We start from the raw sequence: 26,119 nt of genomic DNA, 5'->3' as shown, positions 1-26,119 counted from the left end.
TGGAGGCAAAGCCCCCGCTTCCGCAAGGGAAAAGGCGGGCAAAAGGCTTTGTTTACCCCTTGTTTGCCATAAACGCCGGCAACCAGCGGCAATCCAGAGCGATCCTTGACGTCACCCCGTGCCATCCCTGCCCCGCCCGCCGCGCCGTCCGCCGCACCCCTGGCCGCGCTGCGCTCGCTTGCGTTCCTGAACCTTGGCCGGGTGCGCGCCTATGGCCTGATGATCGCGCTCGCCTACCTGCCGATGCTCGCCAAGGTCTATGTCGAGGCGACCGGCCATATCGGCAGCGATTTCCTCGCCTTCTGGGGCGCGGGCAAACTCGTTGTGGCGGGCACGCCGGCCCGGGTTTACGATATCGCCGCCGAACAGGCGGTGCAGGCGCTTTCGGGCACCGGCCAGCTCGTCGTCTTCGTCAATCCGCCGCCCTACCTGTTCGTCGCCGCGCCGCTCGGCCTGCTGCCTTATGCCAGCGCCTGGGTGGCATGGGTGATCGCGGGCTGGGCCGCCTGGTTCCTGCTCTGCCGCCGCCTGCTGCCCGATGCGCCCATCGCCGTGCTCGCCTTTCCCGGCGCCTATCTCGCGGCGAGCCATGCGCAGAACGGCTTCCTTACCGCGCTGCTGCTGATCGGCGGCTGCCTCGCCCTGCCGCGCCGTCCGCTGCTGGCCGGCGCATTGCTGGGCGCACTGATCGTCAAGCCGCACCTTGCGCTGCTGGTGCCGTTCTGGCTCGCCGCCGGGCGCAAGTGGAGCGCCTTTGCCGCTGCCGCCGCGAGCGCCATCGCACTGTGCCTGGCCAGCTGGCTGGTGTTCGGCAGCGCCACCTGGCTCGCCTATCCCGAAAGCTTCAAGGCCAGCGCCACGCTGATGGCCGATGACAGCGGCCCGTTCTTCCTGCGCATGGCGACCGTCTATGCCGGCCTTCGCTACCATTTCGACGCGACCACCGCGCTTGTCGGGCAGGGCTTCGTCACCATTGCGACCGGCGCGCTCACCTGCCTGTACTGGCGCCGCGCCGGGGACGATCGCGCCGCCGGGGCCATGCTGCTCGCCGCCACCGCGCTCGCCTCGCCTTACCTCTTCTCCTACGATCTCGCCTTCCTCGCCCTGCCGGTGTTCTGGCTGGTGGGCGAAGCACGGCGCGAAGGCTGGCGGCCTTGGGAAAAGCTCGCCCTCGTCGCGCTATGGCTCGCCCCTCTCGCCACCCGCGCGGCGGCGCTGCCACTGCACCTCAACCTGATGCCGCTCGCCTCTGCGGCGCTGGTCTGGATGGTCTGGCGACGGGGCGTCAGGCCACCGGCACGGGCCTGAGCACCGGCTGCTGCGGCGCGCTGTCTTCGGGCAGCACGCCGGCAAGGCGCGGATCGGGGAAGATCTCGACATAGCGGGCAAAGGGCACGAACCCCTGCCCCATGTAGAATGGCAGCGCCTGCGGCCCGTCGAGCGTGCAGGTGTGCACCCAAACCCGTTCCACGCCGGATGCCCAGGCCAGCTGCAGCGCGCGGCGCATCAGCCACTTGCCCAGCCCCTTGCCCGTCGCACCCTTCACCAGCCCGAAGAAGGCGATCTCGCATTCACCCGCCACCCGGAAATCAAGCTCGAGCATGCCGACCTCGACACCCGCGCGGTCGGCCACGGCAAAGACCTGCACCTGCGGATCGTGAATGATCGCGGTCAGCTCCTCGTCGCCTTTCGCCAGACGCGACCACCAGATCCACGGTGACCCGACCCGGGCATAGAGCATCCGGTACTTCGCCGGCGCCGCCGCTTTCCATCGCACCAGTTGCAACGGCACCTCCGGCTCGGGCACCAGACGCCGCAACCCCTCGGGAGGCGCCCGCATCTCGAGCGCGGTCACCACGCAGGCAAGATCTCCCGGCGCAACGGCGTGATAGCCGGACGCCAGCGGTTGAGTATGGTCAGGCACGATCATGTGCAGCGCCATGCAACATTTGCCCAGCGGAGGGTAGAGGACCTGTCCAAAGAAGAGAGCGATCCTTCAACAAGCTCAGGACGGACGGGGTGTGGGAGCGCACATAACGTCATCCCAGCGAAGGCTGGGATCGCTGGCCGTGTCGCGCCGCCAATCGTTCCGCAAACCGCCAACGATGCCAGCCTACGCTGGCATGACGGTTGAGTAATAAAGAGCCCCCACCCCAAACCGCCTGCCCTGAGCCTGTCGAAGGGCCGCCCTTGTTATCCCAGGCGCAACACCGAGACAGCACGCAACACCTCCCCAAAGCGCTTGACCAGCGCCGGAAGACGTCCCGGGAGCGCGAGGGGGTGACCCCCTCGCATCTGTCCTGTTCTTTGGCCTTCCCACTCCAACCTTGACAAAACGTACCATATAGGTTATACGCCCGCCCACGGACCGGGAGCGGCATGGCCGGCTTGCTCTTCGCTCCTTCGGGCCAATCTCCACGTGGGGTATGGCCCGACGCGACCGGCGCGGGTCGGCGCTGCGGGAACCGCATCTCTCTCAAGGGATACGGCAGAGAGGGCGTTAAGCCCCAAGTCCCTCAGGGCAACCCAACGCCACTGCAACGGACGGGCGGATGTGGTGCGGTGGTTCAACCGCGTGGCAGCGCCTCCCTGAAGTCACAGTGCCCCATGATCCGCCGAAGATCCGCTTCCACGCCGATCCGAGGCCGTCCGGGCTGATCCTTCAGGGACTTATTCGCTACGGACCGGGCCGCCTTGCGAGCCGCCGCCCGGGTTTCGAGCCCCCGTCCGAATAAAGGCTGAGCCGATCCGGGATAGCCAACGCCCCGCCGGCCACTCGCCACAGCGTTCCTCTTGCCCTCCACGCGCACGCGCCACGCATGGCGCCCGCGCCGGTCGCGCAGGTCCGTACTCTTCCCAACGGCGTTATCGTCCGGGCTCGCCGCCGGATAAGGCGGCGTGGGCAGGCAGCGCGCGCTTCAGACCGGCCGCTTGCCCTCGTGCGACTTGCACAGCACGGTCGAGGCGATGAATTCGTCGAGCAGCCACTGCGCGGCGGGTCCGGGCGGCAGGTCGCGCCGCCAGATGCCCCAGAACCCGTAGAGCCCTTCGGTGCTGTCGGGCATGATCAGGCGGACCAGCGCGCCCGATTGCAGATCGCCTTCGACCATGTGCATCGGCATGTTGCCCCAGCCGATCCCTTCCTTCAGCAGCGCGTGTTTTGCCGAAAGATCGGCCAGACGCCAGGTCTTGGGGCTGACCACGGAAAAATCGCGCCCTTCGGTAAAGCGCGACCGGTCGGACAGGACGAGCTGCGTGTAATCGCGGGCGGCACCGGCCGGGATCGGGTCCATCCGGGCGAGCGGGTGGTCCGGCGCCGCCACCGGCACCATCAGCGCCTGCCCTGCGGCGATCCGTTCGACCCCTTCGGTGATCGGGCCGGAAATGCCCACCGTCGCCTTGCCGTCGAGCACCATGGCGGTCACCGCGCCGAGCGCTTCGACATGGAGGCGCAGCTGCACGGTGGGGAAGGCCCGGGCGAATTCGCGCAGCACTTTGCCCAGGCGATCGGACGGCACCATCACGTCGACCGCCACGTCGATCTCGGCCTCCAGCCCGTCGAGCAGGCCCTTCACTTTCGCGCGCAGGCCATCGAACCCCGCCGCGATCGCCCGCGCCTCGGCCAGCAGCGATCGTCCCGCCGTGGTCAGCGTCGGCTTGCGCGTGCCTTCGCGGTCGAACAGCATGACGCCCAGCTGCGCTTCCAAATTGGCGATGCCGTAACTGATCACCGACACCGCGCGGTTGAGCTTGCGCCCCGCCGCGGCAAAGCTGCCGGTATCGACGATGGCCAGGAAGATGCGGAGCTGGTCAAAGGTCGGCGTGCCGGGATTGGCCATCAGATCGTTCCACTTGATCGAACATTTCGCATCATTTTATCCCCCTGATCAGAAATGCGCGCAAGGCCTATCTGGGGTCCAACGAAGCAAGGCGCTTCCGCCCGCTTCCCGCCGGAGACCACCGATGATCGAACTTCGACCCTTTGACAGCCTTGGCGGCGAAAACCACGGCTGGCTCGATGCCAAGCACCACTTCTCGTTCGCGGGCTATCACGATCCGGCCCGCGTCCACTGGGGCAACCTGCGCGTGTGGAACGACGATACCATTGCGCCCAAGACCGGCTTCCCGCCGCACCCCCACCGCGACATGGAGATCGTCACCTACGTCCGCGAAGGCGCGATCACCCACCAGGACAACCTGGGCAACCAGGGCCGCACCGAAGCGGGCGACGTCCAGGTGATGAGCGCAGGCACCGGCATCCGCCATTCGGAATACAACATGGAGGATGTGATCACGAAGATCTTCCAGATCTGGATCATCCCCACGCGCCAGGGCGAACAGCCGAGCTGGGGTTCGCGCCCCTTCCCCAAGGGCGATCGCACCGGGCAGTTCGTCACGCTCGCCTCGGGCTATGAAGGCGATGGCGATGCCCTGCCGATCCGCACCGACGCGCGGGTCGTCGCCGCTTCGCTGAAGGCGGGCGATACCGCCGAATATCCGCTCGGCGCGGCGCGCAAGGGCTACCTCGTCCCCGCCACCGGCAAGGTGCGGATCGACGAAGTGACCGTGAACGCCCGCGACGGCGCGGCGATCAGCGATCTCGAAGTGCTGCGCGTCACAGCGCTGGAAGACAGCGAGATCGTATTGGTCGACGCGGCCTGATCCCGTCTGGCCGACACATCCGGGGGGCGTCCCAACAGGCGCCCTCCACCCTCCTGCACGCGGATCCATGCCATGACGCCTGCCTCACCCCAATGGCCGCACCTCGCCCAGCCTGAATGGCACCGTGTCCGCCAGGCGATGCTGGCGATGGGCGAGGCCGACTGCCGCACGCGGCCGGGATTTCTCTCGCGCGTATTAGGCCGGAAAGCACACGCCCATGAACGCGACGCGGCGGCCCCGCTCGACGTCTTCATCTGCCGCTCGCGCCGTGGCCGGCCGAGTCCGCAGGCGGTGGTCGATGCGCTGTTGGCCGATGGCTTCAGCAAGGATCAGCTGGCGGCGATTGCCCTGCTGGCGCTTTAGGCGCGCGTTCAGGCCGGTTCGACCAGCGCGCCTTCCTTCGTGAGCTTGAGCACCGGCGCGCGCCGCGCTTCCTTCAGCGCGTCCTCGAGCAGAGAGACGATGCCGCCGGGACTGCAATCACGATCGCAAGCAAAGTCGATCGAGCGACGCAGCCAGTCCCGCACATGCCCATCATCATCGAGTTCGACCTCATGGAGCACGAAATGCTCTCCGTGATCCACGATGCGGTATGTCCATGGCATTGGTACTAGTTCCTGGAATTCGATCCTTACTGCGCAATCCACAGCGATTACGATCGTTCCCACTGAGGGTTGCAACGTAACGTCAAATCTATGGTTTCTAAAGATTATTTAAGGAAACAGCACTGTTGATTGTCCCGACGTTCTGATAAGCCCCGGCAACACGCCAGCCCTTTGGACATGTCGCATGAGCTTTGATCTTCCGTCCGAAATGCACGATCGCGTCGGTCGCGAACACCGTCGCGCGCGGATCGTCCGCGCAACGCTCGTGACCGATACGGGGGAGGAGCGCGACGTCATCATCCGCAACCTGTCCGAATTCGGCCTTGGCGGAACCTGCCGCAGCATCGCCCCGGTGAAGGGCGAATCCGTGCTGGTCCGCCTGCCCGGAGACGTCGCGGTCCACGGCACCGTGCGCTGGGTGAAGGGACAGGCGTTTGGCGTGGCGCTGGACGACAAGCTGGCGGCGACCGATGTCGAGGAGGCGATCCATCGCAAGGCGAGCGAGCCCGCGCCGGGATCGACCTGGCAGATCGAGGACCGCCACCGCGTCTACACCCCGCGGGTCGACCCGACGCGCCTGCGCCGGGTCTGATTGCCAATCAGGCCTTCAGCCGCTCGGCGTGCCAGGCGACATGGTCGGCCATGAAGGTCGAGATGAAATAGTACGAGTGGTCGTAGCCGGCCTGCATGCGGATTGTGGCGGGTTGCCCGGCGCTGGCGCAGGCTTCTTCGAGCAGGTGGGTCTTGAGCTGATCGGCCAGGAAGCCGTCGGCATCGCCCTGATCGACCAGCAGGTCGGGCACCCGCGCCCCGTCCGCGATCAGCGCGCAGGCATCGTATTCGCGCCAGGCCGCCTTGTCGGGGCCAAGGTAGCCGCCCAGCGCCTTTTCGCCCCAGGGGCAGTTGAGCGGGCTGACGATCGGTGAAAACGCGCTGACCGAACGAAAGCGGTCGGCGTTGCGCAGGCCGATGGTGAGCGCACCGTGCCCGCCCATCGAATGGCCGGTGATCCCCTGCCGCGCCATGTCGACCGGGAAATGCGCGGCGACAAGCGCGGGCAATTCCTGTTCGACGTAATCGCGCATGCGGAAGTTCGCCGCCCAGGGGGCTTGCGTTGCGTTGACGTAAAAGCCCGCGCCCTTGCCGAAATCGTATCCCTCGTCATCGGGCACGTCATCGCCGCGCGGCGATGTGTCCGGGCAGACGAAGACGATCCCGTGCTGCGCACAGGCCGCACGGAATTCGCCCTTTTCGGTGACGTTGGCGTGGGTGCAGGTCAGTCCCGAGAGATACCACAGCACCGGCAGAGTTTCGCCTTCGGCATGATCGGGGACGAACACCGAAAAGGTCATCGGCGTGCCCGTCGCCGTGCTGTGATGGGTGTGGACGCTCTGGATACCGCCGTGGCTGCGGTTGGCGCTGACCTGCTCGATCGTCATCTCGCTATCCGGCCGGTCAGAACACGACGACCGAACGGATCGACTTGCCCGCGTGCATCAGGTCGAAGGCGGTGTTGATCTCCTCCAGCCCCATGACGTGGGTGATCATCGGGTCGATCTCGATCTTGCCGGTCATGTACATGTCGACGATCTTGGGCACGTCGGTGCGGCCCTTGGCGCCGCCGAACGCTGTGCCGCGCCAGTTGCGGCCGGTGACGAGCTGGAACGGGCGGGTCTCGATGGTCTTGCCCGCTTCGGCCACGCCGATGATGATGCTGGTGCCCCAGCCCCGGTGACAGGCTTCGAGCGCGGTGCGCATCACTTCGGTGTTGCCCGTGGCATCGAAGGTGTAGTCCGCGCCGCCGTCGGTCATCGCGACGACCTTGGCGACGACGTCCTCACGGCTCATGCCCTTGCTGTTGAGGAACTCGGTCATGCCGAACTTGCGGCCCCACTCCTCGCGATCGGGATTGATGTCGACGCCGATGATCTTGCCCGCCCCGGCAAGGCGCGCGCCCTGGATCACGTTGAGACCGATGCCGCCCAGGCCGAACACCACGACATTGTCGCCCACCTGCACCTTGGCGGTGTTGATCACCGCTCCGACGCCCGTGGTCACGCCGCAGCCGATGTAGCAGCTGGTCTTGAACGGCGCGTCCTCGCGGATCTTCGCCACCGCGATTTCGGGCAGGACGGTGAAGTTGCTGAAAGTGCTGCAGCCCATGTAATGGAACACGGTCTGTCCCTTGTAGCTGAAACGCGACGTACCGTCGGGCATCAGCCCCTGCCCCTGCGTGGCGCGGATCGCGGTGCACAGGTTGGTCTTGCCCGAAAGGCAGCTTTTGCACTGGCGGCATTCGGGGGTGTAAAGCGGAATCACGTGATCCCCGGGCTTCACGCTGGTGACGCCCGCACCGACCTCGCGCACGATCCCCGCTCCTTCGTGGCCCAGCACCGAGGGGAAGATCCCTTCGCTGTCGAAGCCATCGAGCGTGTAGGCATCGGTGTGGCACACGCCGGTCGCCATGATTTCGACCAGCACTTCGCCGGCCTTCGGGCCTTCCAGATCGAGCTCGACGATCTCGAGAGGCTGCTTGGGAGCAAAGGCAACTGCGGCGCGTGTCTTCATGGAGAACCCTTTCGAGTGGATGCGGGCCGCTTAACATTGCTGCGGCCCTGCGATAAACCGTGAAATCCGATTTTCACTTTTGCAATCTGGGGACAATGCGGTGTCGCGATGGGACGGGCTCGACGAAGTGGTGGCGATTGCCGACACGGGGAGCTTCGTTTCCGCCGCACGGCGCCTGGGCGAATCCACCTCGATGATCAGCCGGGCGGTCGCACGGCTCGAGGAACGGCTCGGCCTGCGCCTGTTCGAGCGCACGACGCGTTCGGTGGCGCTGACCGATGCGGGCCGCTCGATCGTCGAGCAATTCCGCCGGATCATCGAGGAGCGTGACGAGGCGCTGCGCCAGCTGCGCGCGCAGGGCGAGATGCGCGGCGAAGTGCGGCTTACGTCGTCCGTCGCCATCGGGGAGCGCTTCGTGGCGCCCGTGGTGGAGGAATTCCTGCACGACCATCCCGGGCTTTCGGTGACGCTGGAGACAACGAACCGCATCGTCGATCTGGTCAGCGAAGGCTTCGACATCGCGATCCGCACCGGCAGCCCGGTCGATGCGCGCCTCGCCGCGCGGCAGGTGGCCGAACGCACGCTGGTGACCTGCGCCGCGCCCGCGTACCTGGCGCAAGCCGGCCACCCTGCGCATCCTTCGGACCTCGCGGCGCACCAGTGTCTGGTGGGCACCAACACCAACTGGCACTTTCGTGTCGACGGGCAGCGGCTCAGCATCGTGCCCACCGGGCGGCTGCGCTGCAACAGCGGGGTGGCGGTGATGCGCGCGGCGCAGGGCGGGATGGGCCTGTGCCAGCTGCCCGCGTTCTATGTGCAGGATGCCATCGCGGCGGGTTCGCTGATCCCGGTGCTCGATGCCTTCGACGATCTGCCCGAACCGATCTGGGCGGTCTATCCCCAGCGCCGCTTCGCCGTGCCCAAGGTGCGCGCGCTGATCGACTTGCTGGAACGGCGGCTGCCTGCGCTGATCGCCTGAAGGATCACCCCGGCAGCACCAGCGGACGCCCGCGATAGGCGTGGGTCCAGCTGTCGAGATCGTCGGTCAGGAGCGCGGTGACCCGGCGCACGCGCAGCAGCAGCCGGTCGAATTCGACCGGTTCGGCCAGGATCGCCTGTTCGAGCCGGGCAAGTTCGCGCTCCGTCGTGTGGCTGCGATCGGCCACCCCGGCGAAATCGCCCTGCATGCGGATGCCGTGGAGCGCGGCGCCCAGCGCCGGGAACGCGGCGGTCGCCACGGTGACCCACACCGCCGCATGGTGCAGCGCCTCTTCGTCCATCCGCGCAAGGTGAAGGCCGAGCAGCGCCTCCCACCCAAGGAACCCGGCACAGACCAGCGCGGTGGCGGCAAACAGCAGCAGCCCGACGCGATGGAGACGATGATCGAGCCGGTGCATCGTGCGGCTTTCCCGCGCGAAATAGGCGCGCTGGCTTGCCATCAGCAGCAGGAGATCGCCCCGCACCCCTTCCAGCCAGGGGCGATCGACGCGGACATCGGGCAGGCCGACCGCGCGCGCAACGGCGCTGGCGCTGGCCTGCACATCGGCGGCGGTCCTTGCCCCGTGCGCGCGCAGCCCAAGTTCGCCGAGCCGCGCCGCCACGCCCAGGCAGCGGAGCCGCTCTGCCAGTTGCCGGCTTTCCATCCAGCGGCGGTGCCAGTCTTCGCGCGTGCCGATCCGCGTGATGGCGAGGATGCAGCCGATCAGCGCCAACTCGGTGGCGAGCAGCACCGGCTTGAACCCCACCGGGAACAGCAGCCCCGACAGCGCGACCAGCACCGCTGCGGCAGCGAGCGTGAAGTTCGCGACATAGGCCCCGCGAAACGCCGATGCCGCCGCGCTGGCGGTCCGGTCGGCGCGGGTGAACGGCTCGGCAATTTCGGGGGCGAGCGGCAGTTCGGCGTGGGCCGCCCCGCCCGCTGGGGCATCACGCGCGCGGGTCAGGCTCAGCATCAGGCGATAGGGCACGGCGAGGAGGCGCGCCCGCAGGCCCATCGCATCGCTGCCTTGCGGCGCTGGCGCCGACGCGACGCCCGGTAGCGCGCGCAGCACATCGCCGATCCGTTCGAGCGGAAGGCGCGCCACGGTCTGCAGGGTATCGCCGCCCGCATCGCCTTGCCCGCCGCTTCCCCACAGCAGCACCGGCGCGGCGGCGGGCGTGGTCGGCACATGCACGACGGGGATGCCGTCGCCCACCGCTTCGGCAACGATCTGCCCGGTGCCGCCGATCCCGGCCGCGGGCCCGCCGTTCCATATAGCGATGACGATGTCCGACTGCGCCAGCATGACCCGGCCCGCGCGCTCGTACGCCTGCGCCGCGGCATCCGCATCGGAGCGCGCGCCATCGAGCGCGAAGGTGCGGGCAGCGCCTGCCAGCGTTGCGTCGAACTGCGCGCGCTCTGCCCCTTGCGCAAAATCAAGCGCGAAGTCGGCGGGTGCAAACGGAATCACCAGCTCGTGCCGCCAGCCCAGATCGAGCGCGCAGCGCGCGGCCAGCTGGTCCGCCCCGGCAGCGCCGCACGAAACCAGCGTAATGGCGGCATCAGGGGCCAGCTGCGCGGCGAGGGCGCGCATCGTGGCGGTAATGCGGGTGCAAAGGTCGGCGGGATCGCACTGGTCCAGCAGCCGGGGGCGATGACCCGTGACGCCAATCCGGACAAGCGCAGCGCCGGCCATCTCCAACCTTTCGCAACGGGTTCGTGAACCATCACTCCTTAACCCAGCGGCGGGCGAGATAAAGCCCGCTCGCTGCGTATCGGGCGTGGAAAAAACGATCGCCGGCAAAAGCGTGACCACCGTCACGCGCAGCGCGAATCGCACCGGCGTAGACGTCTCCTTGTCGAGGGAAACAACCCCGGCCCCAAGGACCCAGGAGACGCACGATGACCAAGACCTTCTTCCGCCCCGCCCTGATCGCCGCGCTGATCGTCGCCGCCCCGGCAGGCGCTTTCGCCCAGGCTTACGAAGCAACCGGCAGCCAGGCGATCAACACCGAACGGCTCACCCTTGCGCAGGCACAGGCGCAGATCGAGATCGCCGCGCGCAAAGTGTGCAAGCCCGCCGACCTCAGCATGGCCGAAGTGCGCGCTGCCCGCGATTGCTACCGCCGCGCCAAGGCAGGGGCCCAGGCCCAGCTTGCCAAGCTCGAAGCGCAGAAGAACGCCAATGGCCAGGCGCTCGCCGCCGCCACGCCGCGCACGCTGCCGGTCGGCAACTGACGGCCAGAGCGATTGCCGGACCGGGCGGTCCGGCAACTGGACGGGAAAGCACCAGCCCGCTTTCCCGTCCAGCACGATTCCGGGCTGCTTCAACCCAGGCGTGTTTGCACAATGGCCCTTCTTCCGGCATACCGCGCGCTCATGAAAATCGCGCAGCGAGCGCCGACCCTGGCGCAGGTGGTTACCGCAGCGAGAGCGGGTGCGCTGGGCCATGCGACCGCGCTGTTCGAGGCCGGCGGTTTCGGCTCTGCCACCGATGATGCCGCTGCGCTGGCGGTTGCCGGACGGCTTGCCCGCGACCGCGCGCTGCAGGCCCCCCAGGACCACAAGCCGCGCCTGTTTGCCGAGGCGGCCGCCGCTTTCGCCGCCGCCAACACGCTCGATCCGCAGGCCTATAGCCAGATCAACCAGGCCACGATGACCTGGCTTGCCGGAGAGCGCGAGCGCGCGCAGGAGCTGGCCCGCGCGCTGCTCGCCGCGCTCGATGGCGGCGGGGCATTGCAGGAAACGCCGAGCTGGCTTGCGGCAGCGCGGGCCGAGGCGCTGCTGCTGCTGAGCGACACTGCCGGGGCCAAAGCGCAGCTGGCCAAGGCCGCCGCGCTATCGCGCGACGATCCCGAAGACCATGCCGCGACGATGCGGCGCCTAGCGCTGATCCTTGCCGCCGCGGGCGAGGACGCCGCCTGGCTCGATGCCTATCGCCCCACCCGCGCGCTGCATTTTGCTGGCCATCTCGGCGTGGCGGAAAGCGCGGCGGCGGTGCTGGGAGAACGCGTGGCTGCCGTCATCGGCGATGAAAACATCGGCGCGGGGTTCGGCGCGCTGGCGGCCGGGGCGGACCTCGTCGTCGCCGAAGTGCTGCTCGAACAGGGGGCCGACCTGCACGTGGTGCTGCCGACGCCCCCCGATACCTTTCGCGCGCAATCCGTCACGCCTTATGGCCCGGCCTGGGAACGGCGCTTTGCCGACGCGGTCGAGCGCGCGACGAGCCTGCGCTGGGTGACCACGATCGATGGCGGCTACCAACCGCTGGCGACACGGCTTGCCGCCGACGTGGCGATGGGCGCCGCCCGCGTCCATGCCCGCCGTCTGCAGACCGAGGCACGCCAGCTGCTGGTGATCGACGATGGCGAAGGCCCCTTCGGCCTGGGGCTCAACACCCGCTACATGGGCGAGCGCTGGAAGGACGGGCGCGGCACCGGCGGTTCCGGCCAGGTGTGCCTGCGCGTGCCCCGCTCCGCCCCGGTCACCGCATCGGGCGCGAAGGCCCCCGAAGGGCGCCGCGACCTGCAGCTGATCGCGATGCTGCAGATCGGCTTCGAAGGGCTCGACCAGCTGGACGACAACGCCTTTGCCGATGCGCTCGATCGCGTGGTCGAACCCTTCCGCGCCCGCGCCGCGCGGATCGAGCCGCGCCCCGACCTGCTGCTGCCCGCAGGCAACGCGCGCATCGTTGCCTTTGCCGATCCCGACGCCGCCTGGCACCACGCCGCCCGCCTGCTCGATGCCGGGGGCGCTGCCGAAAGCTTGCGCATCGTTGGCCACTATGGCCTTGCCCACCGGCTGCGCGATCCCGATGCGCTGGTCGGCAATGCGGTGGCCGAACTCGACGCGCTGTCGCGCCGGGCGCTGCCGGGGGTGCTGGTCGCGACCGAAGCCTTTGCCGCCGCCGCCAGCGTCAATTGCGCCGAACAGATGGAAATCGAGGAGGTGGGGATGCTGGACGAAGCGCCGCTGTTCGCGGTGCGCGCAGCTCAATAGACCAGTTCTTCGAGCCTGCGCGCCGAAACGATGCTAAGCGCACCCTCGTCGCGCCGGATCAGGCCCTTCTTTTCCAGCTGCGAGATCGTGCGCGAAACCGTCTCGCGCGTGCTGTCCACGCTCAACGCCAGCTGCGCGAGCACGGGCGCCGGAGCGATCTTCACGCCATCGCCGCTGCGGGCAAGGCGCAGGATTTCGGCACAGACGCGGCCGCGCACCGACAGGGTCGATCCTTCGGCAAGCCGCCGCTGCGCCTGATCGAGCCGAGCCACCAGCAGGCGCGAAACGGCGAGCGCCACGGCCGAGTAGGTGTTCATCAGCGACAGGAAATCGCCGTTGGCAAAGGCGCCGATCTGCGAATGGCGCACGGCCACGACATCGTGCGCCGAACGCGCTTCGCCGAACAGGCCGCGTTCGCCGAACAGGTCGCCATCGACGTAGTCCTCGATCACGCTGGCGCGCCCTTCCATCGCGATGGCGATCATCCGGGCGTGGCCATCGACGACGAGGTGGACGTGATCGGCCTCGCTTTCGCCCGCGACGATCGTGCTGCGCGGCCGATGCGCGCGAACGCGGGCGCGACCGGCGATGACGCCGGCAAGGTCTTCGGAACATCCGAACGTGCGGCGGACAATGGCGTGCAGGCCGTCGGTAGGGACGTTGGTCGCCGTCGTGGTGTGCTGCACTGTCCCGCCCCCCTTCGAGGGCGGAGGCTATCGCGTTGCGAAGGGGCGGACAAGTGGTGCGGTCGGGCCCTAGGCGGCGTTGACACTCCGCCTAGCAATTACGCTATTTCCCCGGTGTTCAGAGGAAGGCTATGCGGTCATGAAGCTGCCGGAAAACAGGCCATAAAAATCGGAGAGAAAATGCCAAGCGACGTTGCGGAATGGCTGGAATCGTTTTCGGGCGCGCTGGATTCGGGCGATGATGCGGCGGTTGCCGCCCATTTCGCGCCGCACGGCCTGTGGCGCGATTTCCTGGCCTTCGACTGGACGCTGGCAACGCACGAAGGGCGCGAGGCGATTGCGGCCTTCGCCGCCCGCCGCGCCAAGATCACGCAGGCCCGCAACTGGACCAGCGAGGCAGCCCAGGGTGCGAGCGAGGGCTTCTTTTCGTTCGAGACCGCGAGCGGGCAGGCCAGGGGCTATCTCCGCCTGGTCGATGGCGTGGCGCTGACCTTCCTGACCGTGCTGCGCGATCTGCGGGGGCACGAATTCCCGTTCGGCCACCGCCGGCCGAGCGGCGCGGAACATGATCCGACGGGGCCCAACTGGCAGGACCGGTTGCGCGCCGAACAGGCCGCCATCGGGCGCGAGGTGCAACCCTATGTCCTCGTCGTGGGCGCTGGGCAGGCCGGGCTGGCGATCGGGGCCACGCTGCGCCTGCTGGGCGTGCCGCACCTGCTGATCGACAAGCATCCGCGGGTGGGCGACCAGTGGCGATCGCGCTACAAGTCGCTGACCCTGCACGATCCGGTGTGGTACGACCACATGCCGTACCTGCCCTTCCCCGAACATTGGCCGGCCTACACGCCCAAGGACAAGATGGGCGACTGGCTGGAGCACTATGCCGCGATCATGGAGGTCAACGTCTGGACCGAGACCGAACTCGTCCGGGCGGAACGCAACGAGGCCGAGGGCACCTGGATCGCGAAGATCCGGCGCGAGGGCGAGGAGATCGAGCTGCGCCCGGCGCATCTGGTGATGGCGGTGGGCAATGCCGGGTTCCCCGTGGTGCCCACGATCGAGGGACAGGAAAGCTTCCGCGGGGCCCAGTACCATTCGAGCGCGCACAAGGGCGGCGAAGGCCTTGCCGGCAAGCGCGTGGTGGTGATCGGGGCCAACAACAGCGCACACGACATCTGCGCCGACCTGGTCGATCACGGCGCGCTGCCGACGATGGTGCAGCGATCCTCCACCCACATCATCCGCCAGTCGACAATGAGCGAGGTGATGATGCGGCCGCTGTTCTCGCAGGAAGCCGTTGACGAAGGCGTGACGACCGAGACGGCCGACATGATGGTCGCCTCGCTGCCGCTGCGGCTGATGGAAGCGGGCAACCGCGAGGCGTGGAAGATGATGCGCGAGCGCGACAAGGACTTCTACGCCGGGCTCGAACGGGCTGGCTTCCGGCTCGATTTCGCCGAAGACGGCGCCGGGATCGCCGCCAAGTACCTGCGGTCGGCGTCGGGCTATTACATCGACGTGGGCGCCAGCGCGATGATCGCGGACGGACGCATCGCGCTAAAGACCGGGACCGAGATCAGCCGCATCACCGAAACCGGCGTCGAATTCGCCGACGGCACGCACCTTGATGCCGACATCATCATCTATGCCACAGGCTTCGGCGCGATGGAGCAGTGGGTGGCCCGGCTGATCGGCGAGGACGTGGCGGAAAAGGTCGGCAGGTGCTGGGGCTATGGCTCTGGCTTCAAGGGCGACCCCGGCCCGTGGGAGGGCGAGCTGCGCAACATGTGGAAGCCCACCGCGCAGGATGGCTTGTGGTTCATGGGCGGGAACCTGTCGCAGGCGCGCTTCTATTGCCGCCTGCTGGGCATGCAGCTGAAGGCCCACTACGAAGGGCTGCTGCCCGAACCCGCCTGACCCCGCCAGCGTCGCTGCCCCCGCAGGCAGGACGCGCGCGCCCTTTCCGCAAACGATTGCCAAACGCTTGGAGCTGTGCCAGTTATCCTGCAAAACGGGATAAGGCTGGGAGAGAGCAATGAGCACGGGTCGACCGCACCTGCCATGGTGGCGCATCCTCGAGATGAACCTGGGGTTCCTGGGGCTGCAGTTCAGTTTCGGCCTGCAGCAGGGCAACATGGGGCCGATCTACAGCTACCTCGGCGCGGACGAGGCAGCGCTGCCGATCCTGAGCCTTGCCGGTCCGGTCACCGGCCTGCTGATCCAGCCCCTGATCGGCGCGATGTCCGACCGGACGCAGAGCCGCTGGGGCCGGCGCACCCCCTACTTCGTGGCGGGCGCGGTGCTGTGCGCGGCGGGGCTGCTGGCCATGCCGTTCTCCTCGTCGCTGCTGATGGCGGTGTCGCTGCTCTGGCTGCTGGATGCCGGCAACAACATCACGATGGAACCCTATCGCGCCTATGTCTCGGACCGGCTCGATCCCGACCAGCGCCAGTTCGGGTTCCTGTCGCAGAGCGCGTTCACCGGGCTGGCCCAGATGCTCGCCTACCTCACCCCGTCGCTGCTCGTCGCGCTGGGCATGAGCAAGGACTGGGTCGACGATCACAACATCCCCTATACCGTGCACGTCGTCTTCATCTTCGGCGCGGTGCTGTCGCTCTCGACGATCCTGTGGTCGGTGCTGCGCGTGCCCGAGCTGCCGCTGGGGACGGAGGAACAGGCGCGGATCGCGGCCGCCCCGCGCGGCGCGGCGGCGACGCTTGCCGAAATCGGCGAGGCCATCGTGGAAATGCCGCGCGCGATGCGCAAGCTGGGGGTGATGAGCCTGTTCCAGTGGTTCGGCATGTACGGATACTGGACGTACGTCACCTACTCGATCGGCCGCACCGTCTATGCCACGGCCGATGCGCAGTCGCCCGCGTTCCACAGCGCGGTGCTGACCAATGGCGAAGTGGCGGCGTTCTACAACGCGGTGGCGTTCGTGGTGGCCTTTGCCATGGTGCCGCTGGTGCGCCGGCTTGGCCCGGGCATCGTCCACGCGCTGTGCCTGACGCTGGGCGGTATCGGCATGATCGCGCTGCCCCACATCGCCGACAAGGCCCTGCTGTTCCTGCCCGCCGCCGGGGTCGGCTTTGCCTGGGGCAGCATCATGGGCAACCCTTACGCCATCCTCGCCAGCTCGATCCCGGCCGAGCGGACCGGCGTGTACATGGGCATCTTCAACATGATGATCGTCATCCCGATGATGCTCTTCTCGATCCTGATGAGCTCGCTCGACCTCGGCTTCGTGACGCTGGGCTTCGGGCTATATGGCAAGCTGCTGGGCGGCGATCCCGGACAGATGCTGACGCTATGCGGCGTTGCGCTGATCCTCGCCGCCTTGTCGGTGCTGTGGGTCAAGGAAGGGCGGCGCGCCTGATCGGGGCCGCCGGAAGGCTCGGCCGCCCGGAGCGTCAGTCGCCGAGCCAGCGGATCCACGCGCCATAGGGGTGGGCATGGGCCAGCACCTCGCGCGTGCCGGTGGGCCAGGTGGTGAGGACAAGCTCCACCACGCTGCGCGATGGCGTCCATTCGAGCGAAATGCGGGCCAGCGGCGCGGCCTCGGTCGCTGCTGCCCCCGCCTCTGCGAAGATCGCCTCGACGTCTGCCTTGTCCTCGTCGCCGAGATACTGGTGGAACATGGTGTGGACGATGCACTGGACGACGCCGCCGGTGCGCGGTGCGGCCAGCTTGTCGCGCAGCCATTCCACCGCGCTGCCGGCCTGAAGATCGACGGTGCGATGCCGGGCGAGCTGGATCGCCAGGCGCAGCCGGCGCAACCGCTCCGCGCGATCGGGCCAGACATAGGAAAACAGTCGTTCGCAATCGCCGGGATCGCGGAAATCGAGCGGCGTGCGATCGACCCCGCAGGCCTGCACGATGGTGGGCTGCGCACCGCGCGGGGCCTGCCCGGACCAGCGCGGGCGGATCACCAGGGGGCTCGCCGGATCGCCCGCGCGCACGCCGCCCAGATCGAACGCATAGCCATCGAGCAGCAGGTTGAGCCCCGCGCTCGCGCCCATTTCATGCAGGTGGATGGGCAGCCGGAAGCGCCCCGCCACGACCCGCAGCGCCGCCATCGTCGCGGCACTGCGCGCCACCTCGTTGGTCTGCGTCGGGCGCATCAGCCATGGCGCGATCATGGCATCGCCTGTCGCCAGAGCCAGGGCGACCGCCTGTTCGCAATCGGGATCGAGCGTGGCGAACGCGGCGGACAGTTCGGGGACGACGCCCCGGCGCGCCAGGTTGTGCAAGCCGGCGAGCAGCCGCAGCGGCAGCGCGGCGGAGCGGCGATCGCCGGACCAGCCTTCGAACATCGACAGGCAGAATGGAGCCTGGGGCAGATGGATCGCCGCTGCATCCATGACGCGGGCCGAGAACGGCGCGTGCTGCTGGCGCATGAAATCGGCTTGCCGCCGAAGATCGATCCCTGTCCACTCCTGCGCGGTCGCCGAGGTCAGATTTGCAAGTATACCCATGGCGTCCCACTGAAATTCAACGGAAAGCTATCGGTGCCGCGGTGCATATTTGAATAACCGGCGCTACGCAGAAGCCCCGCTTGCGCGGTAATCACCCGTTTCCCATCACGAATACTAAGATAAAATGCATACTTGCCGATATCCGCCGGCTTTAATCTGCGCCCTTATGCATGACGGCCAATCTCCAGCGAGGATGCAGATGGCAGCATGGCACTATCCACCGGCGACAGGGTGAGCGATCCGGCCCGCGGACCCGGCATTCGCCGACTCGGCACTCGCCTGCCCTGAAGGATCCGCGCTCCGATCCCGGACCCCTGACCCCGATCCTGCCCACGCGCTCTCGTGCGGATACTCTAGAAAACAAAGGTGCATCGTGTTCGATCGCATGAACATTCCCCGCCGGCTTGGCATGTCGTTCGTGGCCGTGATCATCTCCGCGGTGGCGATGATGCTGGTCTTCGGCATCAGCCTGGCGATGATTTCGCGCATCGCGGTCCGCAACACGGAAAGCCAGTCGATCCTGGCCGATGCGCTGACGCTGGAGACCGCGCTGCTGCGCCAGAACAGCCAGATGCGCGGCTATCTGGTCACGGCGGATGAGAGCTACCTCAAGTCGTACTACGAAGGCCGTGACGACTACGACAAGACGTCGCAGCAGCTGGAGGCGCGGCTGACCGATCCCGCGCGCCAGGCGCTGGTCCGCACCTCGCGCGAGGAAACCGCCAAGTGGCGCCAGGCCTGGGGCGACCGCTCGATCGAAACCGTCAAGGCCGGCCATCTTGACGACGCCGTCGCCGCGATCCGCGCCGGGGGCAAGGCCGTGCTGGTGAGCGATGCCGTCACCCCGCTGCGCGACCTGCGCAAGGCGCAGCAGGCCGAGATCGATTCCGACACCGCATCGCAGGAACGCGCCGTGTTCTTCGCGTGGATCGCGCTGGTGCTGGGCGGTGCGACGATGATCGCGCTGGCCGTGCTGCTGTCACGCAAGCTGGCGCAATCGCTGGCGACCCCGATCGGGCAGCTAACCCAGACGATGACTGCGCTTGCCGACGGCAACAACGCGGTGGTCGTGCCGGGCACCGAGCGCACCGACGAACTGGGCGACATGGCCCGCACGGTGGAATACTTCCGCGATGCCGCCATCGACCGGCAACGGGCCGTGGCCGATCGCGAAGCGGCGATGGCCAAGATCGGCGACAACCTGCACGCGGTGGCGATGGCGGATCTTTCGGTGCGCGTCACCGATGTGCCGCCGGCGTTCGAACCCGTGGCCCGCGATTTCAACGACGCCATGTCGCGCCTGTGCGAAGCGATGGGCCAGGTGCAGGAAAGCATCGGCAACATCGACCTGACTTCCAACGAAATCCGCCAGGCAACCACGGACCTCGCCAGCCGGAGCGAGATGCAGGCCGCCAGCCTGCAGGCATCGTCGAACGAGATGGACTCGCTCACCCGCCAGATCGAGGACTACGCCAAGATCGCCGCCGACGTCAGCACCTCGATGGTCGAAGCGCGCGGCCATGCCCAGACCGGCGGCGCGGTGGTGACCAAGGCGATCGACGCGATGGACAAGGTCGACCGCGCCAGCGCCGAGATTTCCGACATCACCGCGATGATCGACGGGATTGCGTTCCAGACCAACCTGCTGGCGCTCAACGCCGGTGTAGAAGCAGCGCGAGCAGGTGAAGCCGGCAAGGGCTTCGCCGTCGTCGCCTCGGAAGTCCGCGCACTTGCTCTGCGGGCGACCGAAGCTGCCAGCGCGATCAAGCAGCGGGTGGAAGCAGTGACGCAGCACGTTCGCGCGGGCGTTGCGCTCGTCAACGAAACGGGCGAGGCGCTCGAGACGATCATCGGCCAGGTCGGCACGGTGACGATGTCGATCTCCACGATCGCGGACACGGCGGGCCAACAGTCGGTTGCGCTGCGCAAGATCAGCGAATCGATCAGCGCAATGGACCAGATGACGCAGCAGAACGCCGCGATGGTCGAGGAAACGAATGCCGCGACCAAGAACCTGACGCAGGAAGCATCGCACCTGTCGAAGACGTTCGCGAGCTTCCGCATCGGCGACAGCGCGCCCAAGCCGGGCGCCCTGCCCGGCCGCGCGATCGGCGATCGCGCACCCGCAGTCGTCGCGTTCACGCCCCCGCCCCCCGTCTCTCCGGTGGCTCGCCCCGCGGTCAGCCGCAGCAGCCAGGCGCTCGCCGAGGACTGGTCGGAGTTCTGACGTCAGGCGACCGAGGTCGATTTCTCCTGGGCCGGGGCGGCGACCGAGTCGCGCTGGACCAGATGAAATTGCAAAGTGCGCAACGCCGGCTGGGAATCACGTCGATCGAGCAGGAAGGTCGCCGCCGCGTGCCCCATTTCCTCGATCGGTTGTGAAATCGTGGTGAGGTATGGCCACACCGATTTGGCGATCCAGCTGTCGTCGAACCCGCACAGCGACAAGTCGGCTGGAACCGCCACGCCCGCCTGGCTGCAAGCCACCATCACGCCCGCGGCCGAATCGTCGTTGGTCGCGAAGATGGCCGTCGGCTTGTGCTGCGCGGCGAGCAGCTGCTGACCGGCCGTGATCCCGCCTTCGAACGAGAAACCACCGGCGGCTTCGGCCACCGGTTCGGTTAGGCCGAGTCCCGACAGCATGTCGAGAAAACCGGCGCGTCGCTTTGCCGCGGCACCGTGCTCGACCGGGCCAGTGACCAGCCCGAAACGCCTGTGTCCCAGGTCCCACAGGTATCTGGCAACGCTGCCTGCGGCAGCCTCATCGTCGATCAGCACGCCGGGCGATCTGTCCACCTCGACCGAGGGTGCAATGCGAACGTAACGAACGCCACGTGCGTCGAAGAAATCGAGGACCTGCGGATTGTCCGTCAGCGGCGGCGTGAGGACGAAGCCGTCGCAACGGCTGTTGCGCACGATGGCATCCAGCCGCGATTCGAGCACCGCCGGCGAACACGACGAATCCACGTTGTCGATCCGCAGATGATAGCCATGCTCGGTGCAGGCGCGGTAAACCCCGGCCTGCAGCTTCATGGTGTAGTTCGGACTGGGATTGTCGAACAGCAGGCCGATGATGAACGTGCGCGATCCTGCGAGCGAGCGCGCAGCGATATCAGGAATATAGTTGAGGTCCGCGATCGCGGCTTCGACCTTCATGCGGAGCTTTTCGGAAACGTGTGGTTCCCGATTTACCACGCGACTCACGCTCTTGAGCGAAACCCCCGCATGACGCGCGACATCCTGCATGGTTGCATGCCCGGCACCCGCCAAATCGGATTCGATTTTAGCCTTCATGATCCTCTTCATGGTTCATCTTATGGCCGCTTGTGGGGCCGCCGTCACCCACCCTGCGAAAAAGGACAGCAATTGACAGCGCAATCTTGACAGCGTTGCCAATCGGCATCAAGACCCTCGCTCGAAGCGGACGAGACAGTCCGTCGATGGAGAGGACAGCCCCTATCCCGGCATGGCGATGCGACCGCATCTCGCCACGTCCGGACCTCCGCCGACGAGCTGCCTGACCGTTTCGATCGCTCGTGGGGAGCGATGGTTTGGCGGCTTGCGAGCCGTCGACAGCCAAGGGAGGAACAACCAATGAAGCTTATCAAGACCGCCTGCCTGGTCTCGGCGATCGCGCTTTCCGCGCCGGCCTACGCCCAGGATGCAGCGCAGACCACCGCGCAGCAGAGCGCCGATGCCGTGCCGACCGGCGACATCGTGGTGACGGCGACCCGCCAGTCGACCCTGTTGTCCAAGACCCCGATCACGCTTTCGGCCATTACCGGCGACGGCCTGAAGAGCTCGGGCATCACGGACGCGCGCGCACTGACCACCGCCATTCCGAACCTTGCGCTGACCGAAAGCGGCGATGCCGTTCGCATCTCGATCCGTGGCGTGACCAGCACCGACACCACCGAAAAGGGTGACCCTTCGGCCGCCTTCCTGCTTGACGGCATCTACATCGCCCGCCCCGCCGACACGCTGGGCAGCTTCTACGACGTCGAGCGCGTCGAAGTCCTGCGCGGGCCGCAGGGCACGCTCTATGGCCGCAACACCACGGCGGGCGTGATCAACGTCATCGCCAACCGGCCGGTCGATGCCTTCCACGCCTCGGTCGATGCAAGCTACGGCAACCTGAACACCGTCGATGCATCCGCCATGGTCAACGTCGGGCTCGGCAACGGCCTCGGCATCCGTGCTGCCGCCAACTATCAGCGCCAGGACCCGTACTACACCGTCGAAGGCGCGTCTTCGCGACTGAACCCGTTCCGCGACGTGCTGTCGGGCCGTCTCTCGTTCGGTGGCGAGACCGGCAATCTCAAGTTCGTCATTCGCGGCGACTACACGCAGACCCGTGGCACCGGCACGAACGGCAATCTCGTCACGCTTGATCGTTTCTTCGATCCCGCGACGGTGACCCCAACCAACAACCCGGTCTATGTCAATCGCAGCAGCGATGAACAGCGCCTGCTCACCGTCAACCCCACCTATCGGAACTGGCGCAACAACAAGGCCTACGGCATCATGGGTGAGTTCACCTATGATTTCGGTCCGGTCCAGCTGACCTACCTCGGTTCGTATCGCAAGACCGACCGTGACGACACGCGCAACCTGCTGCTGTTCAGCGCGCTCAACAATCCCGCGTTCTTCTTCGGCCATTTCAAGCAGGACAGCCACGAACTGCGTCTGGCGTTCGGTCAGGGCTCGCCGCTGCACGGTCAGGTCGGTGGCTATTACTTCCACGAAAAGTCCGACCTTGAATTCAACCTGGGTGCCCCGCTGTCGAGCCTCGTCGTCGCCGGCGCGACTGGCTTCGCCTTCCCGCAGGGCCCGACCGTTTCGCGTTCGAAGGCCGTGTTCGGCCAGGTCACCTATGACCTGACGTCGGACCTGCACGTGACGGGTGGCGTGCGCTACACCAACGACTTCAAGTCGCGGAACGGTGCCACGGTCCTTGACTTCCCCACGGTGGCATCGTCGTTCTGCGGCGCGCTGCGCTGCACGCTCAACGAAAACATTGCCAAGAAGACCTGGAACAAGACCATCTGGAAGGTGGGCGTCGACTACGATGCGCCGGGCCTCGGCCTGTTCTATGCCAACGTTTCCACCGGCTACAAGGCGGGCGGCTTCAACGACGGCTGCGTGACCGGAAGCGGCGTGGGCTGTTCGCTGACGGCAGCTGCGCTGTACTACAACCCCGAGAACCTGACCTCGTACGAAGTTGGTGCAAAGCTCCGCTTCTCGAACGCGTTCCGGCTCAACGCTTCGTTGTTCCACTACGACTACGACAAGCTGCAGGTCAGCCAGGTCGTGACGGTTCCGATCCCGGCCACGCTCATCAGCAACGCCGCAAAGGCCAAGGTCGACGGGCTTGAGCTTGAAGCCACCCTGCAGCCGGGCGACAACGACCGCTTCGATCTGGGCTACACCTACACCAATTCGCGTTACACCAACTTCACGCCCAACCCGGTCGCGTATCCGAGCTTCAACTTCAACGGCGCCCTGCTCGACCATGCTCCCAAGCATGTCGCGACGGCCGCCTGGACCCACACGATCGTCCTTGGAGACGCGGGCAAGCTGGACCTCGGCGTGCGCAGCCGCCTCAGCTCGGAATACTTCATTCTCGATCTGAACAACCTGTCGCAGTTCCGTCAGCCGGCCTTCACCAAGACCGACGCGACGATCACCTACACCGCCCCGAACGACCGTTACTATGTTCAGGGCTTCGTGAAGAACATCGAAGACAACATCACGATCGCGCATGCCGCGTCGGGTCTTGGCGCCGGTGTGACGATCGAAGCACCGCGAACCTACGGCGTGCGCGCCGGGGTCAAGTTCTAAGCAGATCCACCCTGAACTGGGCCGCAGTCTTCGGATTGCGGCCCAATTTTTTGGGGTTCACCCCCGATTCCAGATTTCATCCAAGGAGTTCGCATGACCCTCTCCCGGATTCTTGCCGCCGGCGTCGCCCTTGCCGCGCTTTCGCACGGTGCGGCAAACGCCCAGCAAGCGCCTGCTGTCGATCTGAAGGCGGCCGAGGCCCGCGCTGCTGCGACCGTCAAGCAGATGACGGCCGAAGAGAAGGTCATCCTGACGCACGGCCCGATGCCCCTGCCCTTCTTCCCGGGCACAGTCATGCCCAAGGAAGCGATTCCGGGCGCTGGCTATATCGCTGGCGTGCCCCGGCTGGGGGTACCCGCGCTCACCGAAACGGACGCCAGCCTTGGCGTCGCCTGGGTTGGCGGGTTGCGCAAGGACGGGGCGACCGCCCTTCCCTCAGGCCTTGCTCAGGCCGCGTCGTGGAACCCGCAGCTGCTCTATCAGGGCGGCGCGATGATCGGCTCGGAAGCGCGGGCCAAGGGTTTCAACGTCCTTCTCGCCGGTGGTGTCAACCTGATGCGCGATCCGCGCAACGGCCGCACTTTCGAATACCTTGCCGAAGACCCGCTGCTGTCTGGCATGCTGGTGGGCGCGGCCATTCGCGGCATCCAGTCCAACCACATCATCTCGACGATCAAGCACTTCGCGCTCAACGGCCAGGAGACCGGGCGCAAGTACGTCGACATCAAGATCAACGAAGGCGCCGCGCGTGAAAGCGACCTGCTCGCCTTCCAGATCGGCATCGAGCAGGGCCAGCCCGGCTCGGTCATGTGCGCCTATAACCGCGTGCATGGAGACCAGGCCTGCGCCAGCGACTGGCTGCTGAACAAGGTGCTCAAGCAGTCGTGGGGCTGGAAGGGCTTCGTCATGTCGGACTGGGGCGCCGTCCCCGGCCTGGATGCTGCGATCAAGGGCCTGGACCAGCAGTCGGGCGAGCAGCTCGACAAGGGCGTGTTCTTTGCAGACCAGCTCAAGGCGAAGGCTGCCGCCGATCCGGCCTGGAGCGCGCGGCTCGACGACATGAACAAGCGCGTCCTGACCGCGATCTACGCCGCGGGGCTGGACAAGAACCCCGCCAAGCCGGGCGGCGCGATCGACTTTGCGAAGAACGCGCAGGTGGCAGAAGAAACCGCCAAGCAGGGTATCGTTCTGCTCAAGAACCGCGAAGGCCTGCTGCCGCTGGCCAAGACCGCCAAATCGATCGCGGTGATCGGCGGCTATGCCGACAGCGGCGTGGTCGCCGGCTCAGGATCAAGCCTTGTCCACGACGAAAAAGGCCCTGCGGCCACGCGTTCGCTGGGCGGTGATGGCCCGTTTGCCGCGCTGATGCAGCAGTCCTACCACCGGTCTGCCCCTTTGAAGGCGATCAAGGCGCTTGCACCGCAAGCCACCGTCACCTTCCGCGATGGCCGCTACATTGCCGATGCGGTCGAAAAGGCCAAGCAGGCGGAAGTCGCCATCGTGTTCGCCACCGAATGGCGCACCGAAGGGCTCGACCAGCCCGACCTGTCGCTGCCGGACGGCCAGGATGCGCTGATCGCTGCCGTTGCCGCCGCCAATCCGAACACCATCGTCGTCCTCGAAACCGGCGGCCCGGTCGCGATGCCCTGGCTCGACAAGGCCGGCGCCGTGGTCGAAGCCTGGTATCCCGGTGCGCGCGGTGGCGAGGCAATCGCGTCGGTGCTGTTCGGCGATACCAACCCGGGTGGCCGCCTGCCGGTCACATTCCCGGCCAGCGTAGACCAGCTGCCCCGGCCCAAGCTTGACGGAAGCGACTGGGTCGAGCCGAATTTCTCGGGCGATCCCGAGCCCGGCAAGGACAAGCTCGTCGCGGATTACGACGTCGAAGGTTCGGACGTCGGATACCGCTGGTTCGCGCGAAACGGGGCCAAGCCGCTGTTCCCGTTCGGTTACGGCCTCAGCTACACGACCTTCTCGCGCAACGCGCTGAAGGTTGCCGGGCTTTCCGCGAGCTTCACCCTGACCAACACGGGCAAGGTTGCCGGCGATGACGTCGGGCAGGTCTATCTCGTGTCGCGACCGGACGGCGCCAAGCAGCGTCTCGTCGGGTTCCAGCGGGTGAGCCTTGCGCCGGGCGCGTCGCAGAAGGTTACCGTCAAGATCGATCCGCGCCTGCTGGCCGACTGGAAGGATGGCGGCTGGACGATGCCGGCGGGCGAATACGGCTTTGCGCTCGGCGCCAACGCGCAGGACCTTGGCCCTGTGGTCAAGGTGAAGATGGCCGCACGCAACTGGAAGGACTGA

21 protein-coding genes are annotated in these 26,119 nt (G+C 67.0%); 12 read left to right on the top strand and 9 right to left on the bottom strand.

Features of this window, described 5'->3' with window-relative positions; genetic code table 11:
- Positions 1-105 precede the first annotated feature (105 nt).
- On the top strand, positions 106-1,308 hold the full coding sequence (locus AACH40_RS07770; RefSeq protein ID WP_338645335.1) for a glycosyltransferase family 87 protein: 1,203 nt from the start codon (positions 106-108) through the stop codon (positions 1,306-1,308).
- Here the strand turns inward: AACH40_RS07770 and AACH40_RS07765 are convergent.
- Both AACH40_RS07765 and AACH40_RS07760 read right to left on the bottom strand, forming a co-directional pair.
- The gene (locus tag AACH40_RS07765; RefSeq protein WP_338645332.1) at positions 1,286-1,942 is read right to left on the bottom strand and encodes a GNAT family N-acetyltransferase; all 657 of its coding nucleotides are present in this window, start codon (positions 1,940-1,942) and stop codon (positions 1,286-1,288) included. The two genes, AACH40_RS07770 and AACH40_RS07765, sit on opposite strands and share 23 nt — an antisense overlap.
- Before the next feature lie 976 nt (positions 1,943-2,918).
- The gene (locus tag AACH40_RS07760) at positions 2,919-3,839 is read right to left on the bottom strand and encodes a LysR family transcriptional regulator (RefSeq protein ID WP_169494230.1); all 921 of its coding nucleotides are present in this window, start codon (positions 3,837-3,839) and stop codon (positions 2,919-2,921) included.
- Positions 3,840-3,963: 124 nt separating this feature from the next.
- Here AACH40_RS07760 and AACH40_RS07755 point away from each other — a divergent pair, with 124 nt between their 5' ends.
- Together AACH40_RS07755 and AACH40_RS07750 are read left to right on the top strand one after the other, a co-directional pair.
- The gene (locus AACH40_RS07755; RefSeq protein WP_169494229.1) at positions 3,964-4,662 is read left to right on the top strand and encodes a pirin family protein; all 699 of its coding nucleotides are present in this window, start codon (positions 3,964-3,966) and stop codon (positions 4,660-4,662) included.
- A gap of 147 nt (positions 4,663-4,809) precedes the next feature.
- Entirely contained in the window at positions 4,810-5,025 is a 216-nt protein-coding gene (locus AACH40_RS07750) for a hypothetical protein (protein ID WP_338645328.1), read from the top strand.
- Between the two features lie 8 nt (positions 5,026-5,033).
- Here AACH40_RS07750 and AACH40_RS07745 read toward each other — a convergent pair whose 3' ends face one another.
- Positions 5,034-5,267 (bottom strand): hypothetical protein, encoded by a 234-nt coding sequence (locus tag AACH40_RS07745; protein ID WP_338645326.1) that lies wholly within the window; start codon positions 5,265-5,267, stop codon positions 5,034-5,036.
- A gap of 184 nt (positions 5,268-5,451) precedes the next feature.
- Here AACH40_RS07745 and AACH40_RS07740 point away from each other — a divergent pair, with 184 nt between their 5' ends.
- The gene (locus AACH40_RS07740) at positions 5,452-5,859 is read left to right on the top strand and encodes a PilZ domain-containing protein (protein ID WP_169494226.1); all 408 of its coding nucleotides are present in this window, start codon (positions 5,452-5,454) and stop codon (positions 5,857-5,859) included.
- 7 nt (positions 5,860-5,866) lie between these two features.
- Here AACH40_RS07740 and fghA read toward each other — a convergent pair whose 3' ends face one another.
- Both fghA and AACH40_RS07730 read right to left on the bottom strand, forming a co-directional pair.
- Positions 5,867-6,706 carry an S-formylglutathione hydrolase gene (fghA, locus tag AACH40_RS07735; RefSeq protein WP_338645322.1) on the bottom strand — a complete coding sequence of 280 codons (840 nt, stop codon included), beginning with the start codon at positions 6,704-6,706 and terminating at the stop codon, positions 5,867-5,869.
- A gap of 16 nt (positions 6,707-6,722) precedes the next feature.
- The gene (locus AACH40_RS07730) at positions 6,723-7,835 is read right to left on the bottom strand and encodes an S-(hydroxymethyl)glutathione dehydrogenase/class III alcohol dehydrogenase (protein WP_169494224.1); all 1,113 of its coding nucleotides are present in this window, start codon (positions 7,833-7,835) and stop codon (positions 6,723-6,725) included.
- Between the two features lie 100 nt (positions 7,836-7,935).
- Between AACH40_RS07730 and AACH40_RS07725 the strand changes: the two genes are divergently transcribed.
- A complete protein-coding gene (locus tag AACH40_RS07725) occupies positions 7,936-8,814 on the top strand; it encodes a LysR family transcriptional regulator (protein WP_338645318.1) in 879 nt (292 codons plus the stop codon).
- A 4-nt stretch (positions 8,815-8,818) separates the two neighbouring features.
- Here the strand turns inward: AACH40_RS07725 and AACH40_RS07720 are convergent, their stop codons facing one another.
- Positions 8,819-10,510, bottom strand: coding sequence for a hypothetical protein (locus tag AACH40_RS07720; RefSeq protein ID WP_338645315.1), 1,692 nt, complete (start codon positions 10,508-10,510; stop codon positions 8,819-8,821).
- Positions 10,511-10,716: 206 nt separating this feature from the next.
- On the opposite strand from AACH40_RS07720, the gene AACH40_RS07715 reads away from it, so the two are divergent.
- The gene (locus tag AACH40_RS07715; RefSeq protein WP_338645312.1) at positions 10,717-11,052 is read left to right on the top strand and encodes a UrcA family protein; all 336 of its coding nucleotides are present in this window, start codon (positions 10,717-10,719) and stop codon (positions 11,050-11,052) included.
- 111 nt (positions 11,053-11,163) lie between these two features.
- A complete protein-coding gene (locus AACH40_RS07710) occupies positions 11,164-12,813 on the top strand; it encodes a hypothetical protein (protein WP_338645309.1) in 1,650 nt (549 codons plus the stop codon).
- On the opposite strand, the gene AACH40_RS07705 is transcribed toward AACH40_RS07710, so the two are convergent.
- The gene (locus AACH40_RS07705) at positions 12,807-13,499 is read right to left on the bottom strand and encodes a Crp/Fnr family transcriptional regulator (protein WP_338645306.1); all 693 of its coding nucleotides are present in this window, start codon (positions 13,497-13,499) and stop codon (positions 12,807-12,809) included. The genes AACH40_RS07710 and AACH40_RS07705 overlap by 7 nt on opposite strands.
- Before the next feature lie 180 nt (positions 13,500-13,679).
- Between AACH40_RS07705 and AACH40_RS07700 the strand changes: the two genes are divergently transcribed.
- A complete protein-coding gene (locus tag AACH40_RS07700; RefSeq protein ID WP_338645303.1) occupies positions 13,680-15,416 on the top strand; it encodes an NAD(P)/FAD-dependent oxidoreductase in 1,737 nt (578 codons plus the stop codon).
- A 118-nt stretch (positions 15,417-15,534) separates the two neighbouring features.
- A complete protein-coding gene (locus tag AACH40_RS07695) occupies positions 15,535-16,875 on the top strand; it encodes an MFS transporter (RefSeq protein ID WP_338645300.1) in 1,341 nt (446 codons plus the stop codon).
- 34 nt (positions 16,876-16,909) lie between these two features.
- Here AACH40_RS07695 and AACH40_RS07690 read toward each other — a convergent pair whose 3' ends face one another.
- Positions 16,910-17,974, bottom strand: a complete 1,065-nt coding sequence (locus tag AACH40_RS07690; protein ID WP_169494217.1) for a DUF2332 domain-containing protein — start codon at positions 17,972-17,974, stop codon at positions 16,910-16,912.
- A 373-nt stretch (positions 17,975-18,347) separates the two neighbouring features.
- Here AACH40_RS07690 and AACH40_RS07685 point away from each other — a divergent pair, with 373 nt between their 5' ends.
- Positions 18,348-20,201: a methyl-accepting chemotaxis protein gene (locus tag AACH40_RS07685; RefSeq protein WP_169494216.1), complete on the top strand. Its 1,854-nt coding sequence runs from the start codon at positions 18,348-18,350 to the stop codon at positions 20,199-20,201.
- A gap of 2 nt (positions 20,202-20,203) precedes the next feature.
- Here the strand turns inward: AACH40_RS07685 and AACH40_RS07680 are convergent, their stop codons facing one another.
- Positions 20,204-21,220, bottom strand: coding sequence for a LacI family DNA-binding transcriptional regulator (locus AACH40_RS07680; protein ID WP_206069635.1), 1,017 nt, complete (start codon positions 21,218-21,220; stop codon positions 20,204-20,206).
- A 348-nt stretch (positions 21,221-21,568) separates the two neighbouring features.
- On the opposite strand from AACH40_RS07680, the gene AACH40_RS07675 reads away from it, so the two are divergent.
- Positions 21,569-23,815, top strand: coding sequence for a TonB-dependent receptor (locus AACH40_RS07675; protein ID WP_338645292.1), 2,247 nt, complete (start codon positions 21,569-21,571; stop codon positions 23,813-23,815).
- Positions 23,816-23,908: 93 nt separating this feature from the next.
- A complete protein-coding gene (locus tag AACH40_RS07670; protein WP_338645290.1) occupies positions 23,909-26,119 on the top strand; it encodes a beta-glucosidase family protein in 2,211 nt (736 codons plus the stop codon).

The organism is Novosphingobium olei, assembly GCF_037076535.1.
Taxonomy (GTDB): domain Bacteria; phylum Pseudomonadota; class Alphaproteobacteria; order Sphingomonadales; family Sphingomonadaceae; genus Novosphingobium; species Novosphingobium olei.
The sequence above is the reverse complement of the archived record's forward strand: the minus strand, read 5'-3'. Positions and strand labels throughout refer to the sequence as shown.